Annotated in this window: 12 protein-coding genes; 3 read left to right on the top strand and 9 right to left on the bottom strand. The window is 43.9% G+C overall.

The genetic code is table 11. From position 1 onward, the window contains the following. Window positions 1-41: 41 nt before the first annotated feature. Both ACMXYP_RS09640 and ACMXYP_RS09635 read right to left on the bottom strand, forming a co-directional pair. Complete coding sequence (locus ACMXYP_RS09640; protein ID WP_415881426.1) at window positions 42-602, bottom strand: hypothetical protein; 561 nt, start codon at window positions 600-602, stop codon at window positions 42-44. 191 nt (window positions 603-793) lie between these two features. Next, complete coding sequence (locus ACMXYP_RS09635; protein WP_415881425.1) at window positions 794-2389, bottom strand: isocitrate lyase; 1596 nt, start codon at window positions 2387-2389, stop codon at window positions 794-796. Between the two features lie 175 nt (window positions 2390-2564). On the opposite strand from ACMXYP_RS09635, the gene ACMXYP_RS09630 reads away from it, so the two are divergent. Continuing rightward, window positions 2565-3500: a LysR family transcriptional regulator gene (locus ACMXYP_RS09630; RefSeq protein WP_415881424.1), complete on the top strand. Its 936-nt coding sequence runs from the start codon at window positions 2565-2567 to the stop codon at window positions 3498-3500. A gap of 51 nt (window positions 3501-3551) precedes the next feature. Here ACMXYP_RS09630 and ACMXYP_RS09625 read toward each other — a convergent pair whose 3' ends face one another. Beyond that, a complete protein-coding gene (locus ACMXYP_RS09625) occupies window positions 3552-3965 on the bottom strand; it encodes a hypothetical protein (RefSeq protein WP_415881423.1) in 414 nt (137 codons plus the stop codon). A 149-nt stretch (window positions 3966-4114) separates the two neighbouring features. On the opposite strand from ACMXYP_RS09625, the gene ACMXYP_RS09620 reads away from it, so the two are divergent. Further along, window positions 4115-5587 (top strand): AAA family ATPase, encoded by a 1473-nt coding sequence (locus tag ACMXYP_RS09620; protein ID WP_415881422.1) that lies wholly within the window; start codon window positions 4115-4117, stop codon window positions 5585-5587. Between the two features lie 61 nt (window positions 5588-5648). On the opposite strand, the gene ACMXYP_RS09615 is transcribed toward ACMXYP_RS09620, so the two are convergent. After that, window positions 5649-6323 (bottom strand): DJ-1/PfpI family protein, encoded by a 675-nt coding sequence (locus ACMXYP_RS09615; protein WP_415881421.1) that lies wholly within the window; start codon window positions 6321-6323, stop codon window positions 5649-5651. Window positions 6324-6419: 96 nt separating this feature from the next. Here ACMXYP_RS09615 and ACMXYP_RS09610 point away from each other — a divergent pair, with 96 nt between their 5' ends. Further along, on the top strand, window positions 6420-7370 hold the full coding sequence (locus ACMXYP_RS09610; protein ID WP_415881420.1) for a LysR substrate-binding domain-containing protein: 951 nt from the start codon (window positions 6420-6422) through the stop codon (window positions 7368-7370). A 48-nt stretch (window positions 7371-7418) separates the two neighbouring features. On the opposite strand, the gene ACMXYP_RS09605 is transcribed toward ACMXYP_RS09610, so the two are convergent. From ACMXYP_RS09605 to ACMXYP_RS09585, 5 genes are all read right to left on the bottom strand, one after another. Beyond that, window positions 7419-8723, bottom strand: coding sequence for an NAD(P)/FAD-dependent oxidoreductase (locus tag ACMXYP_RS09605; protein ID WP_415881419.1), 1305 nt, complete (start codon window positions 8721-8723; stop codon window positions 7419-7421). A gap of 170 nt (window positions 8724-8893) precedes the next feature. Continuing rightward, entirely contained in the window at window positions 8894-10492 is a 1599-nt protein-coding gene (locus ACMXYP_RS09600) for an ABC transporter ATP-binding protein (protein ID WP_415881418.1), read from the bottom strand. Further along, window positions 10489-11532 carry an ABC transporter permease gene (locus ACMXYP_RS09595; protein WP_415881417.1) on the bottom strand — a complete coding sequence of 348 codons (1044 nt, stop codon included), beginning with the start codon at window positions 11530-11532 and terminating at the stop codon, window positions 10489-10491. The genes ACMXYP_RS09600 and ACMXYP_RS09595 overlap by 4 nt, the downstream gene beginning before the upstream one ends. 2 nt (window positions 11533-11534) lie before the next feature. Next, on the bottom strand, window positions 11535-12632 hold the full coding sequence (locus ACMXYP_RS09590; RefSeq protein ID WP_415881416.1) for a microcin C ABC transporter permease YejB: 1098 nt from the start codon (window positions 12630-12632) through the stop codon (window positions 11535-11537). Next, window positions 12632-14467 (bottom strand): extracellular solute-binding protein, encoded by a 1836-nt coding sequence (locus ACMXYP_RS09585; protein ID WP_415881415.1) that lies wholly within the window; start codon window positions 14465-14467, stop codon window positions 12632-12634. The genes ACMXYP_RS09590 and ACMXYP_RS09585 overlap by 1 nt, the downstream gene beginning before the upstream one ends. Between the last annotated feature and the right edge of the window lie 23 nt (window positions 14468-14490).

The following is a 14490-nucleotide window of genomic DNA, read 5'->3' as shown; positions in this document are numbered from 1 at the left end:
AATCGCGTCCTTTTTATATGTGTGAGGCTAGGGTGATGGGATCACTTGCTTAGCAAATTCACAGAATCTTTATCGATGTCGTAATCGTAATAAGCCATGCCTAGTTTGTTTAGGTAATCCATTCGATCAGCACTTTTTAGATCAATTTCTGGTGCTTCAAGGCCGCATTCTTCATAGATACCGGCTAAATGAGCCAAATAAGCTTCGCCTTCTTTCACCATTAATAGACTCGCTGCGCCTACATCAGTTTTTACTCGGCTGTTCATATCATCTGAAAGTGTCACTTCAAAAACGACAGGTTCTTCATCGCCTTCGATACGTACGGAGCGGTTTCTAACGGTTTGTTCTGCCCAAAAGTAAGCTAGCTCTTTGCTTTGTGTTAGGAATACAGGCTCGATTGTTTCGGTATAGCTATTACCGATTGTTGCCATTGTTTGTTTGGCAGCTTGTTTAAGCGCTTTGTCGCCAGAACGATTTAACCCCTGATCTTTGATTGATTCGACCAGCGCGGAAGATGTGCCATGGTACCAGGTGTTACTAGTGGCAAAACCCTGTTCAGTTAACAGTTCTTTAGCGTCTTTAAGAAAAGTAGGTGTAGTCATAATCTAAATCACTTAATCAGTTTGCAGTTGAAAGCAGTAGGGGATTCTATCCTAAAACTTAAATTGAATCTTTTGTAACTTTCTAAGTATTTATAGCAGGTATAAAAAAGGCGACACCTTAAAAAGGGGCCGCCTTTCTATGCAAGGTAGATGCCCTAGCAAGCTAGAGCATGCGCCTTAGCTAGTATTGCTTAGTTAAACTGGTTAGACGTGTTTTTCGCGCCGCCAGCTTTTAGAGCGTTCTCACCAGCAAAGTATTCTTTGTGGTCGTCGCCGATGTCAGAACCAGACATGTTTTGGTGCTTAACACATGCGATAGTCTGACGGATTTCTTTACGCTGTACGCCTTCAACATAACCAAGCATAGCCTTCTCACCGAAGTATTCTTTAGCCAAGTTATCAACAGACAGTGCAGTCGTGTGGTAAGTAGGCAGAGTGATTAGGTGGTGGAATACGTTCGCTTCGCGAGCAGTATCAGCCTGGAACGTTTGAACGCGAGCGTCAGCAGCGTCAGACAGTTCAGAACCGTCGTAATCAGCAGACATTAGGTTGTCGCGGTCGTAACCAGAAACGTCTTTACCTTCAGCAGCCCATGCATCGTAAGTTTGCTGACGGAAGTTTAGAGTCCAGTTGAAAGATGGAGAGTTGTTGTAAACTAGTTTCGCATTTGGGTGAACCTTGCGAACGTCGTCCATCATGCCTTTGATTTCGTGAACTGTTGGTACAGCAGTCTCGATCCAAAGAAGGTCGGCACCAGCATTGATAGCTTCGATACAATCGAATACGCAACGCTCGTGGCCAGTACCTGCGCGGAACTGGTATAGACCAGAAGGTAGACGCTTAGGACGAACTAGCTTGCCGTTACGGCTGATTAGTACGTCGCCTTCAGCAGTATCTTCTGGAGCAACTTCTTCAACGTCTAGGTAAGAGTTGTAAACGTCGCCTTGATCGCCTGGTTCTTTAACTACAGCGATTTCTTTAGTTAGGCCAGCACCTTCAGAGTCAGTACGAGCAACGATAACACCGTCGTCAACACCTAGCTCAAGGAAAGCGTAACGTAGAGCACGTAGTTTAGCGTGGAAGTCAGCGTGAGGAACAGTTACTTTACCGTCCTGGTGACCACACTGCTTCTCGTCAGCAACCTGGTTTTCGATCTGTAGGCAGCATGCACCTGCTTCGATCATCTGCTTAGCCATTAGGTAAGTCGCTTCAGCGTTACCGAAACCAGCATCGATGTCAGCAACGATTGGCACTACGTGAGTTTCGTGGTTGTCGATCTGAGACTGGATGTCAGCTTCTAGAGCAGCGTCACCAGCTTCACGTGCTTTGTCTAGTGCACGGAATAGACCGCCTAGTTCACGAGCGTCAGCTTGACGAAGGAATGTGTAAAGTTCGTTAACAAGAGAAGCAACAGAAGTTTTCTCGTGCATAGACTGGTCTGGTAGAGGACCGAAGTCAGAACGTAGAGCAGCAACCATCCAACCAGATAGGTATAGGTAACGACGCTCAGTAGAACCGAAGTGCTTCTTGATAGAGATCAGCTTTTGCTGACCAACAAAACCGTGCCAGCAGCCTAGAGACTGAGTGTACTTAGTTTTGTCTTTGTCGAACTCAGCCATGTCGCGACGCATGATACCAGCAGTGTACTTAGCGATATCTAGGCCAGTTTTGAATTTGTTCTGAGCGCGCATGCGTGCAGCAGATTCTGGGTTGATTGCATCCCAAGGGCTGCCAGCTTCAGCTTTAAGACCTGCAATGCTTTCGATGTCTTTGTTCAGTGATGACATGGTCATTCCTTCTATATTAGTTGCTAGCCAGTTTTCGGCTAACTCTTAAAAGTTTCGCAATCGATTCTAGTGCGGTTAACCCTATAATTGAAATAAATGCCTGTTATTTGCAGTATTTATCCTGTGAATAGGTCTATGGTATTATTACTGAAACACGCATGATTACGGCATTGATATGAATCTGGATAAAATCGACCTTAACCTTTTGGTGTATCTTGATATTTTGCTGCGGGAGCGTAATGTGACTCGATCCGCCAGCTTACTTGGGATTACACAGCCCGCTATGAGTAACGGTTTGCGGCGGTTGCGTGAAACTTTTGGTGACCCACTTTTGGTTCGAACCAGTGAAGGAATGGTGCCTACTGAGCGTGCTCAATCATTGCAGCCACTGCTTAGACAGATCCTTGCATCGGTAGAACAGGTTATAGAACCAACAACTGAGTTTGATGCTAAATCCAGTGATCGAGTCTTTCGTATAATGACCAGTGACTATGGTGAGGCAACACTATTACCCCGATTATTAAAGCGTTTGAACCGTGAAGCGCCTGATGTTGTTCTTGATATCTTAACGCCGAGTGATATGAGCTTTCTTGAAGTGGAGCAGGGCTTGGTTGATCTGGTCATCAACCGTTTTGATACTATGCCGCAATCCTTCCACCAAAAGACCTTATGGAAAGATTCGTTTTCGTGTTTGTTTGCCGTAGATAATCCCATTTCCCATGATTACTGTTTGGAAACTTATATCAGGGCAAATCATGTTTGGGTGAGTAAAACCGGCATGGGAGCAGGTATGGGTATCACGCCTGAAGATACCAAGCGGCTCGGTTGGGTTGATGAGGCATTAGACTCAATTGGCTATAAGCGCCATATCTCGGTATTCACTCGACACTATCAATCAGCTGCTTTGCTTGCTTCTCAGCGTGGTCTTATCGCAACTATTCCAAGTCGTGCTGCTTCTATCCAATCTGAAAACCCCAGATTAGTCGTGAAAAAACCGCCTTTTGATATTCCGGAATTTGAGTTCAAAATGGCTTGGAGCCCATTGCTACAACATAACGCTGCTCACCGTTGGATACGCCAGGTTATCTCTGATGTGGCTTCAGTTTCCTAAAGAACGAAAAGTTATAATTTTTTATAAATCTAATAAGGCGGTTTAACCGCCTTATTTTTTGCCTAATGATTCTTCAGGTATTGCGCATTCAATTGTTGGATGGAGCATGGCTTGCTTGGTCTTCTTTGTTTGCGGTATCGAAATTAGTCCAAAAAACAGCATAAAACCAATGTACCAATTAGCCGTTAGGAAAATCTGTGAATATGAAAGGTATTGTTCTATGACGTTGCCTTCCATTCTTGGGATATGCAAGTAAATCGAATATAGGTACCAAAACAATATTTGAATTACGATCAAATGATGAAACCATCTGAACATCGCTTTGAACTGTTCTACCAAGATAAATGATAAGAGTAGAAATGTTGCAGGTATGGCGATGGTTATATATCCGTGAAGCCCTAGAGTGTCACTTGAAAGGTATATAGCTATGCTGCTTAGCCATACTATTAAAGTCAGTAGTTTCATCGGAATTCCTTTTCTTTATTACAGCAATTAGGCTTGGATCCACTGTTTCAGTCAACAGGTCAAATGCCCGAGTTAACTATTTGATTTACTTTGCATAGATACTTACAGATGTAATAGAGTAATTCCTTTAGTTTAAATGGAGTTTAGGCATGGTACAGCATCAACTGGAAGTCTTAATCAAATCTGAGATCCCTCTAATTGTCATCGAAAGTACCGAGGAGAATCAGGTGGTTGATGTGCTGTTATCACTTAAGCCTGTGTATGAAAGGCCGCTATTCAAGTGGACTTTGACCGATGGCATTCAGCGAATTGATCGTGATCTCCCGCCGCAAAAGTTATTCTCGCAACCGACCGAAGCCCTAGCGCATATTAAATCAGTATCTACCCCTGGTGTTTACGTATTGGCGGATTTGCATCCGTTTTTGGATGAGCCTATGCACGTACGTTTATTGAAGGATATTGCGCTCAAATTTCATGAACTAGGCCATACGTTAATCTTGCTTAGCCACGCGTTGGAAGTGCCAGTTGAGATTATGAAACTTAGCGCCAAATTAGATATCGCTCTACCTGAACGTAGGGAGATAGAAAAAATTGTTCGAGAGGAAGCACAGAGCTGGTTGGCTAGTTCAGGCTCTAAAGTGCAGGCGAGTTCTGAAAACCTGCAGCTTTTGGTTAGAAACTTAACGGGTTTAACCCGATCTGATGTTCGGCGATTAGCAAGAAATGCAATTTTTGATGATGGTGCGATCACCACCAGTGATATCCCTGCAATTAACGAAACGAAGTATCAGCTATTGAGTGAGCAGGGGAATATGCATTTTGAATATGACACTGCACAGTTCTCTGATATAGCCGGTTTTAACGGACTTAAAAATTGGTTAAATGAACGAAAACCATTTTTTAACGGTGATAGTGGCGTTGGTAATTTACCCGCACCTAAAGGGATGCTGTTATTGGGCGTACAAGGTTGTGGTAAAAGCCTTGCGGCTAAAGCGGTTGCAGGTAGCTGGCATGCGCCTTTATTACGACTGGATTTTGGCGCCCTATATAACAAATTTTACGGTGAGACTGAGCGTAATCTTCGTGAAGCCCTACAAACGGCAGAGGTTATGGCGCCCTGTGTGCTTTGGTTAGATGAGATTGAAAAAGGGATCTCATCAGGAAGTGATGAGGGTGGCCCTGCGACACGCATGCTGGGTACCTTGTTGACGTGGATGGCCGAGAAAGATGCGCCCGTATTTATCGTAGCTACGGCGAATGATATTGAAGCCTTGCCACCGGAGCTTGTACGAAAAGGGCGTTTTGATGAGATCTTCTTTGTCGATCTCCCTAATGACGATATTCGTTTTAAAATCTTTGATATTCATCTGAAACGCCAAGGTGTCGATGTAAGCAACTTTGACTTTAAGCGATTGATTGAAGAAAGCGTTGGATTTTCGGGAGCTGAAATTGAGCAAGCAGTTATCTCTGCTTTTTATACCGCCCATGCCCAGAATGTTGAACTTGATCAAGCTCTACTGCATGCCGAGTTACGAAAGACTCAGCCCCTGTCTGTTGTGATGTCTGAAAAGATTGATTATTTAAGAGAGTGGGCTTCTACTCGAACGGTTTCTTGTGAGTAATATTTTCGTTGTTTATAAATGATGGAAGGCCCAGCAAATAAATTTGCTGGGCCTGAGTTAATTACAAAATAAATTTCTTAGTAGAAAAGCGTGTGTATTGTAGCGCCTCTGCTACTTCATTAGCTTTAGAGGCCGATGCTAATTTACTCAGAAGCACTAGCGCTGCTTGATAGCTAACTAAGCTGCCATTGGACGTAATCACATTACCGTCAATTACTACATTCTGATCGTATTGGACTTTTACATCTGGAAAGGTGCGAGCAAGATCCTTTTCACCGCCAGCCCAAGTTGTGGCCTTTAATCCATCCAACAGGCCTGCCTTACCAAGTAAGAAAGAACCGGAGCAGTTACTCGCCATCCATTCGGCGTTTTTAGCCGTGGTTTTAATGAATTGGATCAATTGGATGTTTTCGAGCAGTGGGTCCATGTCGTAACTAGAGGGTACGATTAGAACGTCTAGTTCAGGAGCATTACCGATCCAATAGGGGCTGTTTAAGCTTAGGCCCTCTTCAGTGGTTACCGCGGGCTTATTTTCAACATTGATAACGATAGGTGTGTAGTCACTAAACCATGTTTTTCTACTGGCGACGCCAAAAACTTCTAATGGTGCTGTTACATCGGATGTTAGAACACCATCAAAGACAAGAATGCCGATCTTCTTACTCTCGCCGAATGTTAGTTGACTTAAGAGTAGTAAAACCAGAGTTGCTGTTAGTCGTACAAATTGCTTTCTCATTTTTATCTCCGGAAAGTTAATTGCGACCATTTTAGAATCAAGCTCATAAGTGAAAAATATCTTGATCAGAATTTAATTGGTGAATATTCTTCATGAATGGATAAATTCAATGTATTAAAAACGTTTATTACCGTATGCGAAAAAGGATCATTTGCAGCTGCCGCAGCGGTACTAGGTGCGGATGCATCTACAGTAAGCAAGGCGATAAGCCGATTAGAAAAGCAGTTAGCCTATACACTGTTTTATCGTTCTACCCGAAAGCTGACCATTACTGATGCGGGAAAGGAATACCTAGAGACTGTAAGAACGTTACTCATAGATCTAGATGAGTGTGAGCAGCGTCTTAAATCGGGTAATGAGTCTGCAACGGGTGTTCTAAAGGTAAACTTACCGGTCGCTTACGGGCGTTTATATATTGTTCCATTACTCTGTAAATTTACCGAACGGTATCCGGATATTAGTCTGCAATTGAGTTTCTCCGATGAATATGTCGATATTATCGAACGGGGATTCGATCTCTCGATCCGAACAGGTACGGTATCTGATAGTCGTATGGTATTGCATAAGTTGAGCCCTATGGATTTTCTTACTTGTGCATCAAGAAGCTACCTTATGAAGTGCGGACAAATCGATAGTTTTCAGGATTTTGATAATCACCGATGGATACGTTTTCGCTTTAAGCAGACAGGTAAGTTGATGCCTGTTTTGGCTGAAGTGGATGGGGAGACCGAAAAGCTAGATCCCAAAAACTATTTAGTAGTTGATGATGGTCAGGCGCTGGTGGATCTTTGTCGTAGCGGTGTCGGTGTGATGCAGGGGCCTCATTTTCTATTTAAAGATGGCTTAAGCTCAGGTGAATTAGTCTCGTTGTTTCCACCTATTGAGCCAGAAGGCTATGGTGTGTATTTACTCTATCCTAGGCGGGATTTTCTACCACGTAAGGTGGCAGTATTTACTGAGTTTTTAAAAGCGGAACTAGAAAAGATGAGCGAAGGGTCTAACTATTGTTGGACTAGGGAAGTAGCTTATCAAAATGAGTGGGAATAGTGCGCTGATTTAAGATCAACAATCAACGTACTATTCCAATCTAGAAACTTAGTGCAGTTTCATCTTCGGTCGTACTACTTTTCCGATCTTCTCAGCAATATAAACGATCATCGCTTTGAAGAAGCCGTGAATAGCAATTTGGTGCATACGATAAAGTGAAACGTAAACGATGCGAGCAATTTTCCCTTCAATAAACATCGAGTTCTTTGAAAGGTTGCCCATCAAGCTGCCCACGGTACTGTAACGGCTAAGGTTGACCAGTGAACCGTGGTCCTTGTAGACGAAATTTTTAAGTGGTTTGCCTTTTTCGGTAAGAATAATGTTTTTCTTAACGATTGACGCCATTTGATGTGCTGATTGGGCCCGAGGCGGCACCCAACTACCATCTTCCTGCGCACAAGCACAGCAATCACCAATCACGTAAATGCTATCGTCGATGCTGGATTGAAGCGTAGGTTTAACCAGAATCTGATTCGTGCGAGTTAACTCAAAACCATAAAGATCTGCTAGGAAGTCAGGTGCCTTAACGCCAGCGGCCCAGATCATCATATCTGCTTCGATTTCTGAACCGTCAGCCGTTTCAAAGCCATTAGCGTTCGCTGATTTGATCAACGTATCTTCACATACATCTACACCCAAAGCTGCTAGTTCATCTCGGGCAGAGCCGGAGATACGAGCAGGCAGTGCAGGAAGAATACGTGGACCAGCTTCGATAAGCGTAACCTTCAGCTGTTTAGCCGTCATTTTCGGAAGGCCGTATGACTTAAGCATGTCGGTTACGTTGTAAAGCTCAGCTGCAAGCTCAACACCCGTTGCGCCTGCACCAACAATCGCGATATTTAATACGCCGTTTTCACGCTGGTTCACGCGCATGAAGTTGTTAATGAGCGCGTTATGGAAACGTTCAGCTTGTTTAGCCGTATCTAGGAAGAAACAGTGATCCTTTACACCCGGTGTTTTGAAATCGTTGCTGACGCTTCCGATCGCTAAAACAAGGGTGTCATATTGCAGATGCCTTTCCGGAAGTATTTGAACACCATCTTCATCGACTGTTTCAGCCAGTGTGACGGTTTTTGTGTCTTTATTTAGGCCGCAAAATGTACCTAGTTCGAACTCATAGTGGTGTTTGACCGCGTGAGCATGGTAAACAACGCCATCTGTATTTGGATCAAGCGAACCCGTGGCCACCTCATGTAAAAGAGGTTTCCAGATATGAGAACGTTTTTGATCGACTAGGGTTACTTCAACTGAGGGATTTTTTCGGTAGCGGTGGCCTAGTTGGGTGACGAGCTCAAGGCCGCCAGCGCCCCCGCCAATCACAAGAATCTTGTGTGGCTCCGTTGGGTTTGTCATTGTTTTAATCCTCAAAAAATATGGGATTAGTAGCTGTAGAAACTATTAATCCTATATTTTCTGATAGTCGTACTCTGATCTTGATGCAGACAAAAGTAAATAGAAAGAACTAGAAACGGCGCTAAAGAATTAGCACCGCTTCGTCTTAAAGTGGGAGAGGCATACTCGACTTATTGATTAAATGCAGCTGCCAGTAGTTGTTGTGTATATTCAGCTTTAGGGGCAGCGAAAATTTGTTGGGCATCACCTTGTTCGACGATATCTCCATGGCGCATCACTATTAGCTTGTGGCTTAGCGCTTTTACAACGGCTAAATCATGGCTGATAAACAGATAAGTTAAGCCATATTTTTCCTGAAGGTTACGCAATAGCTCCACAATTTGTTTCTGTACCGTGCGATCTAACGCAGAGGTGGGCTCATCTAATACAATAAGTTCAGGCTTCAGTACCAACGCGCGTGCGATGGCGATACGCTGCCGCTGACCTCCAGAGAATTCATGCGGATAGCGATGTCTACTTTCAGGGTCGATACCAACCTCTTGTAGTACATCGATGATCGCTTGTTCGTGCTCAGCTTTAGATTCTGGCTGGTGGATATCGAGTCCTTCGGCAATGATCTCAGCAATAGACATGCGCGGACTCAAGCTGCCGAACGGATCCTGAAAAACTATCTGCATCCGTTTACGTAAAGGTTTAACCGCTTTTTGATCTAAAGGTGCTAGAGCGGTCTGATCAAATGTAATTTCACCTTCACTACGTTGTAGTTTCAAAATAGCGAGGCCTAATGTGGTTTTTCCTGAGCCAGACTCTCCCACAATGCCAAGTGTTTCACCGCGGTTAACAGAAAGGTTGATGCTGTTTACCGCTTTAATATGGTCTACGGTCTTTTTGAAAAAGCCTTTTGTAATAGGGAACCAGACTTTTAATTTGTCTGTTTCTAGTAAGCGCTCTTGCTCGCATTGAACAATAGCAGGATTACCTGATGGTTCCGCATCTAACAGCGTTTGTGTGTAAGGGTGTTGTGGTTGTGCAAACAGTTGAGCCGTTGGAGCCGATTCGACTTGCTCACCTTTATACATAACACAGACATGATGCGCGTAACGACGAACAATATTAAGGTCATGAGTAATCAGCAAAATCGCCATGCCCAGTTTTTCTTGCAGAGACTTTAGTAACTCTAGAATCTGTTCCTGAATTGTTACATCAAGTGCTGTGGTTGGCTCGTCTGCGATAAGCAGTTCAGGATCATTGGCGAGTGCCATCGCGATCATTACACGTTGACGTTGCCCCCCGGAAAGTTCATGAGGGTAGCTATTTAAGCGTTTCTCAGGCTCAGGGATGCCAACTAACTCAAGTAGTTCAAGAATTCGAGATCGTGCTTGTTTACCAGTCATCCCTCTATGCAGAAGTAGAGTTTCCCCTATCTGTTTCTGAATTGTGTGTAGCGGGTTGAGCGACGTCATTGGTTCCTGAAAGATAACGCTGATCTTATCGCCGCGTAACTGGCGCATCTGATTTTCGTTATAGCTCAGCAGATCTTGGCCATCATAGTGAATTTCACCGCTAGGGTGACTTGCTTTAGGGTAGGGGAGTAAACGCAGAACTGACATTGCAGATACGGATTTGCCAGAACCTGATTCTCCTACCAATGCAAGAGTTTCACCCTTCGGTATATCAAAGCTAACTTGTTTCACTGCTTCTACAGCAGCTTCACTACCCTGATCAAAAGTGACGGATAGGTTGCGAACACTTAATAGCGGAGACTTCATGACACTTTCCTTGGGTCGAAGGCGTCACGTACAGCTTCACCTATAAAGATTAGAAGGGTAAGCATCAATGCAAGGCTACAGAAAGCCGTGATACCTAACCATGGTGCATGAAGGTTTGTTTTACCTTGAGCAACTAATTCACCCAATGATGGACTGCCTGGAGGCAGGCCAAAGCCCAAGAAATCCAGAGCGGTCAACGTAACAACAGATCCATTAAAGATAAATGGCATAAAGGTCAGTGTTGCCACCATGGCATTAGGAAGAATATGGCGGAACATGATCATGCGGTTATTTAAGCCAAGCGCACGCGCGGCTCGAACATATTCGAGATTACGACCACGTAAAAATTCGGCACGTACGACATCAACCAGCTGCATCCAAGAGAACAGAAGCATAATACCCAATAGCCACCAGAAATTTGGCTCAACAATGCTGGCTAAAATGATCAGCAAGAACAGAACCGGAAGACCAGACCAGATCTCGATAAAGCGTTGGAAGAAAAGGTCAACTTTACCGCCGTAGTAGCCCTGAATAGCACCAGCAACTACACCGATAACAGAGCTCGCTAAAGTCAAAACTACGGCAAATAGGATTGAGATCCTAAAACCGTATATGACGCGAGCAAGTACATCACGAGCCTGATCGTCTGTACCTAGTAGGTTATCCATTGTTGGAGGTGATGGTGCTGGTACGGGAAGATCGTAATTGATCGTGCTGTAGTTGTACTTAATCAGCGGCCAGATAATCCAGCCTTGTCCTTCATTATGTATAAGGTCTTGAATGTAAGGATCTTTGAAATCCGCAGGGCTTTCAAATTCACCACCAAAGGTCAGTTCGGTGTAATTCACAGCGACCGGGAAATATAGATCGCCCTTATACGACACTACCAGCGGATCATCATTCGCAATAATCTCTGCAAATAACGATAGGAAAAATAGCGTGCTGAAGAGCCATAAAGACCAATAGCCGCGTTTGTTTTTACGGAAGTTTTCGACCCTGCGCTGATTGAGAGGGCTGAGTTTATTAACTAATACACCCATGATTAAAGCTCCCTGCTTTCAAAATCTATTCTTGGGTCTACCAGTACATAAGTAATGTCACTGATCAATTTAAGTAATAAACCGATAAGGGTGAAGATATACAGGGTGCCAAAGATAACAGGGTAATCACGGTTGATTACAGCCTCATAACCTAGCAGTCCAATGCCATCAAGGGAGAAGATGACCTCAATCAGCATAGAGCCGGTAAAGAAGATTGAGATAAGCGCTGCAGGCATACCAGCAATGATGATAAGCATAGCGTTACGGAAGACGTGACCATAAAGGACTTTCTTTTCGGAAAGGCCTTTAGCACGCGCCGTAAGCACATATTGCTTGTTGATCTCATCTAAAAATGAATTTTTGGTTAGCATCGTTAATGTCGCAAAGCTGCCGATCACAGTTGCGATAACTGGTAGGGTGATGTGCCAGAAGTAATCTTTAATCTGGCCCCACAAACTTAATTCATCAAAGTTAGGTGACGTCAGTCCTCGAAGTGGGAACCAGTCTAACCAAGTGCCGCCTGCGAAGATGACGATCAGTAAAATCGCAAATAGGAAGTTCGGAATGGCGTAGCCAACGATTATTGCAGTACTGGTCCAGATATCAAAAGGGGTGCCGTCTTTAACCGCTTTACGTATACCCAAAGGAATGGAAACAGCGTAAGTAATCAATGTCGCCCAAAGGCCTAAGGAGATAGAGACCGGTAGTTTTTCGATGATTAAATCGACTACCGATTTGTCACTAAATAAGCTATTTCCAAAATCGAAAACGGCGTAATTTTTTAGCATCTGCCAAAAGCGTTCGTGAGCGGGTTTATCAAAACCGTATAGCGCTTCGATCTCTTTTACCAATTCTGGGTCTAAGCCTCTCGCACCACGATAGCTGCTGTCACCACCATTCGCGCTGCTTGCTTCGGTTGTTAGGTCATTTTGTGCGCCACTGACTCGAGCCGTCGCACCGACATTAATGCCTTCCAATTGAGCAATGGTTTGCTCAACGGGGCCGCCAGGGGCTGCTTGAACAATGATAAAGTTGATCGTCAGAATTCCTATCAAGGTAGGAATGATCAGAAGTAAACGCCTTAGAATATACGCAGCCATTATTTAGCGTCCTCGGATGGTTTGATCCACCAAGTATCAAAACCTAGATTGTATTTAGGGCGAGTGCTCGGCATTTCAAATTTATCCCAATAAGCCACTCTATATTTATTAATATGGTATTGAGGGATAACGTAATGATTCCATTGCAGCACGCGATCAAGGGCACGAGTTCGTAAAACCAACTGCTCACGATCAGGGGATTGAATAAGCTGGTCAACTAGGTAATCAACCGCTGGATTTTTGATTCCGATGAGATTACGGCTGCCTTCAACATCAGCACCAGAGGAATGCCAGTAATCACGTTGTTCATTACCCGGTGAGGAGGATTGACCAAATCCGCTTACAACTACGTCAAAATCATACTTACGCAGGCGGCTGATGTATTGTGAAACATCAACTAAACGAATGCTTGAGCGAATACCCAATCGTTCCAAGTTACGAATAAAGGGAGCGACTACTCGTTCGAAAGCAGGTGAATAAAGCAGCATTTCAATTTTAAGTGGTTCGCCAGTCTCTTTGTGGACTAACTTACCTTGTTTAAAGATCCATCCGGCTTGTTGAAGTAGGCGTTTAGCTTGACGCAGCTCGGTATAGATTCGTCCATTACCACTGGTTTCAGGAGCACGATAAACTTGAGTAAATACCTCGGTAGGGATTTGGTCACGAATAGGCTCAAGTATCTCGATCTCTTTCTCGGTTGGCAGGCTAGTAGCGGCCATCTCCGAGTTGGAGAAAAAGCTATGGGTACGGGTATAGGCGTTGTAAAAGATGTTTCTATTGGTCCATTCGAAATCAAATGCTAGCGCTAGTGCTTGTCTAACACGCGGGTCTTCAAATTGCGGTCGTCGAGTGTTTAGGACGAAGGCTTGCATACCTGTTGGGTTTTCATGACCTAACTCTTTGACAATTATCTTGCCTGAATCTACTGCAGACCCTGTATAGCTAGTAGCCCAGCGCTTTGATGAATTTTCTTGACGGAAATCGTATTCACCAGCTTTAAAAGCTTCCATTGCTACCGTGTTATCCCTGTAGTAATCGTAGGTCAGAAATTCAATATTATGACGACCTCTATTAACGGGTAGGTCTTTACCCCAGTAATCAGGGCTTAGCTTATAGGTGATACTACGTCCGGCATCAAAACTATCAATCGTGTATGAACCAGAGGCAACCGGAATATCTAAACTCGGTTTTTGGAAATCTCTATCTTGCCAAAAATGTTTAGGTAAAATTGCAATTTCACCAACGATAAGGGCTAACTCACGGTTAAGGTTGTTGCGGAAATTAAATTTAACTCGGTGAGGATTAAGTGCTTCAACTGATTCTATGTCGGCATAGTATGCTTTGTAGAAAGGTGCGCCTTTAGATCTCAAGGTTTCTAAACTGAAAACTACGTCTTCTGCAGTAATTGGGTGGCCGTCACTAAATTTTGCTTCAGGGCGTATATTAAAAATAATCCAGCTACGATCAGCTGGCACTTCTAGTGATTCAGCAACGAGACCATATAGGGAAAAAGGTTCGTCTTGAGCTTTACCAAGTAAACTATCGTATAGGAGGCCAAGCCCGTCAGCAGGGGTTCCTTTGACGATGAAGTTATTAAAGCTATCAAATGTTCCCAAAGCAGATTGAATGGCTTTGCCGCCTTTGGGTGCATCAGGGTTCACATAATCAAAGTGCTTAAAGTTGGCAGGGTATTTAAGGTCGCCATGCATTGCAATGCCATGGCTTGATGTAACCGCATCTGCCAATAGAGGTGCAGGAGTAAGGAAACTGGAAAGGCACAACCAAATACTTAATTTGCGCAGAGAAGAGCAAGTACGAGGTTTGAGTGTAAGCAATCTAAGGTTCCTTCTTAAAGTAA

This window comes from Neptuniibacter sp. QD34_54 (genome assembly GCF_047778055.1).
Taxonomy (GTDB): Bacteria; Pseudomonadota; Gammaproteobacteria; order Pseudomonadales; family Balneatricaceae; genus Neptuniibacter.
This window is presented reverse-complemented; position numbering and strand designations above follow the sequence as displayed.

What these genes read in the sequence shown, in the direction of transcription:
- ACMXYP_RS09620 (WP_415881422.1), top strand. Translation starts at nt 4,115, where the DNA reads ATGGTACAGCATCAACTGGAAGTCTTAATCAAATCTGAGATCCCTCTA.
- ACMXYP_RS09595 (WP_415881417.1), bottom strand. Translation starts at nt 11,532, where the DNA reads ATGGGTGTATTAGTTAATAAACTCAGCCCTCTCAATCAGCGCAGGGTC.
- ACMXYP_RS09605 (WP_415881419.1), bottom strand. Translation starts at nt 8,723, where the DNA reads ATGACAAACCCAACGGAGCCACACAAGATTCTTGTGATTGGCGGGGGC.
- ACMXYP_RS09615 (WP_415881421.1), bottom strand. Translation starts at nt 6,323, where the DNA reads ATGAGAAAGCAATTTGTACGACTAACAGCAACTCTGGTTTTACTACTC.
- ACMXYP_RS09600 (WP_415881418.1), bottom strand. Translation starts at nt 10,492, where the DNA reads ATGAAGTCTCCGCTATTAAGTGTTCGCAACCTATCCGTCACTTTTGAT.
- ACMXYP_RS09630 (WP_415881424.1), top strand. Translation starts at nt 2,565, where the DNA reads ATGAATCTGGATAAAATCGACCTTAACCTTTTGGTGTATCTTGATATT.
- ACMXYP_RS09640 (WP_415881426.1), bottom strand. Translation starts at nt 602, where the DNA reads ATGACTACACCTACTTTTCTTAAAGACGCTAAAGAACTGTTAACTGAA.
- ACMXYP_RS09635 (WP_415881425.1), bottom strand. Translation starts at nt 2,389, where the DNA reads ATGTCATCACTGAACAAAGACATCGAAAGCATTGCAGGTCTTAAAGCT.
- ACMXYP_RS09610 (WP_415881420.1), top strand. Translation starts at nt 6,420, where the DNA reads ATGGATAAATTCAATGTATTAAAAACGTTTATTACCGTATGCGAAAAA.
- ACMXYP_RS09625 (WP_415881423.1), bottom strand. Translation starts at nt 3,965, where the DNA reads ATGAAACTACTGACTTTAATAGTATGGCTAAGCAGCATAGCTATATAC.
- ACMXYP_RS09590 (WP_415881416.1), bottom strand. Translation starts at nt 12,632, where the DNA reads ATGGCTGCGTATATTCTAAGGCGTTTACTTCTGATCATTCCTACCTTG.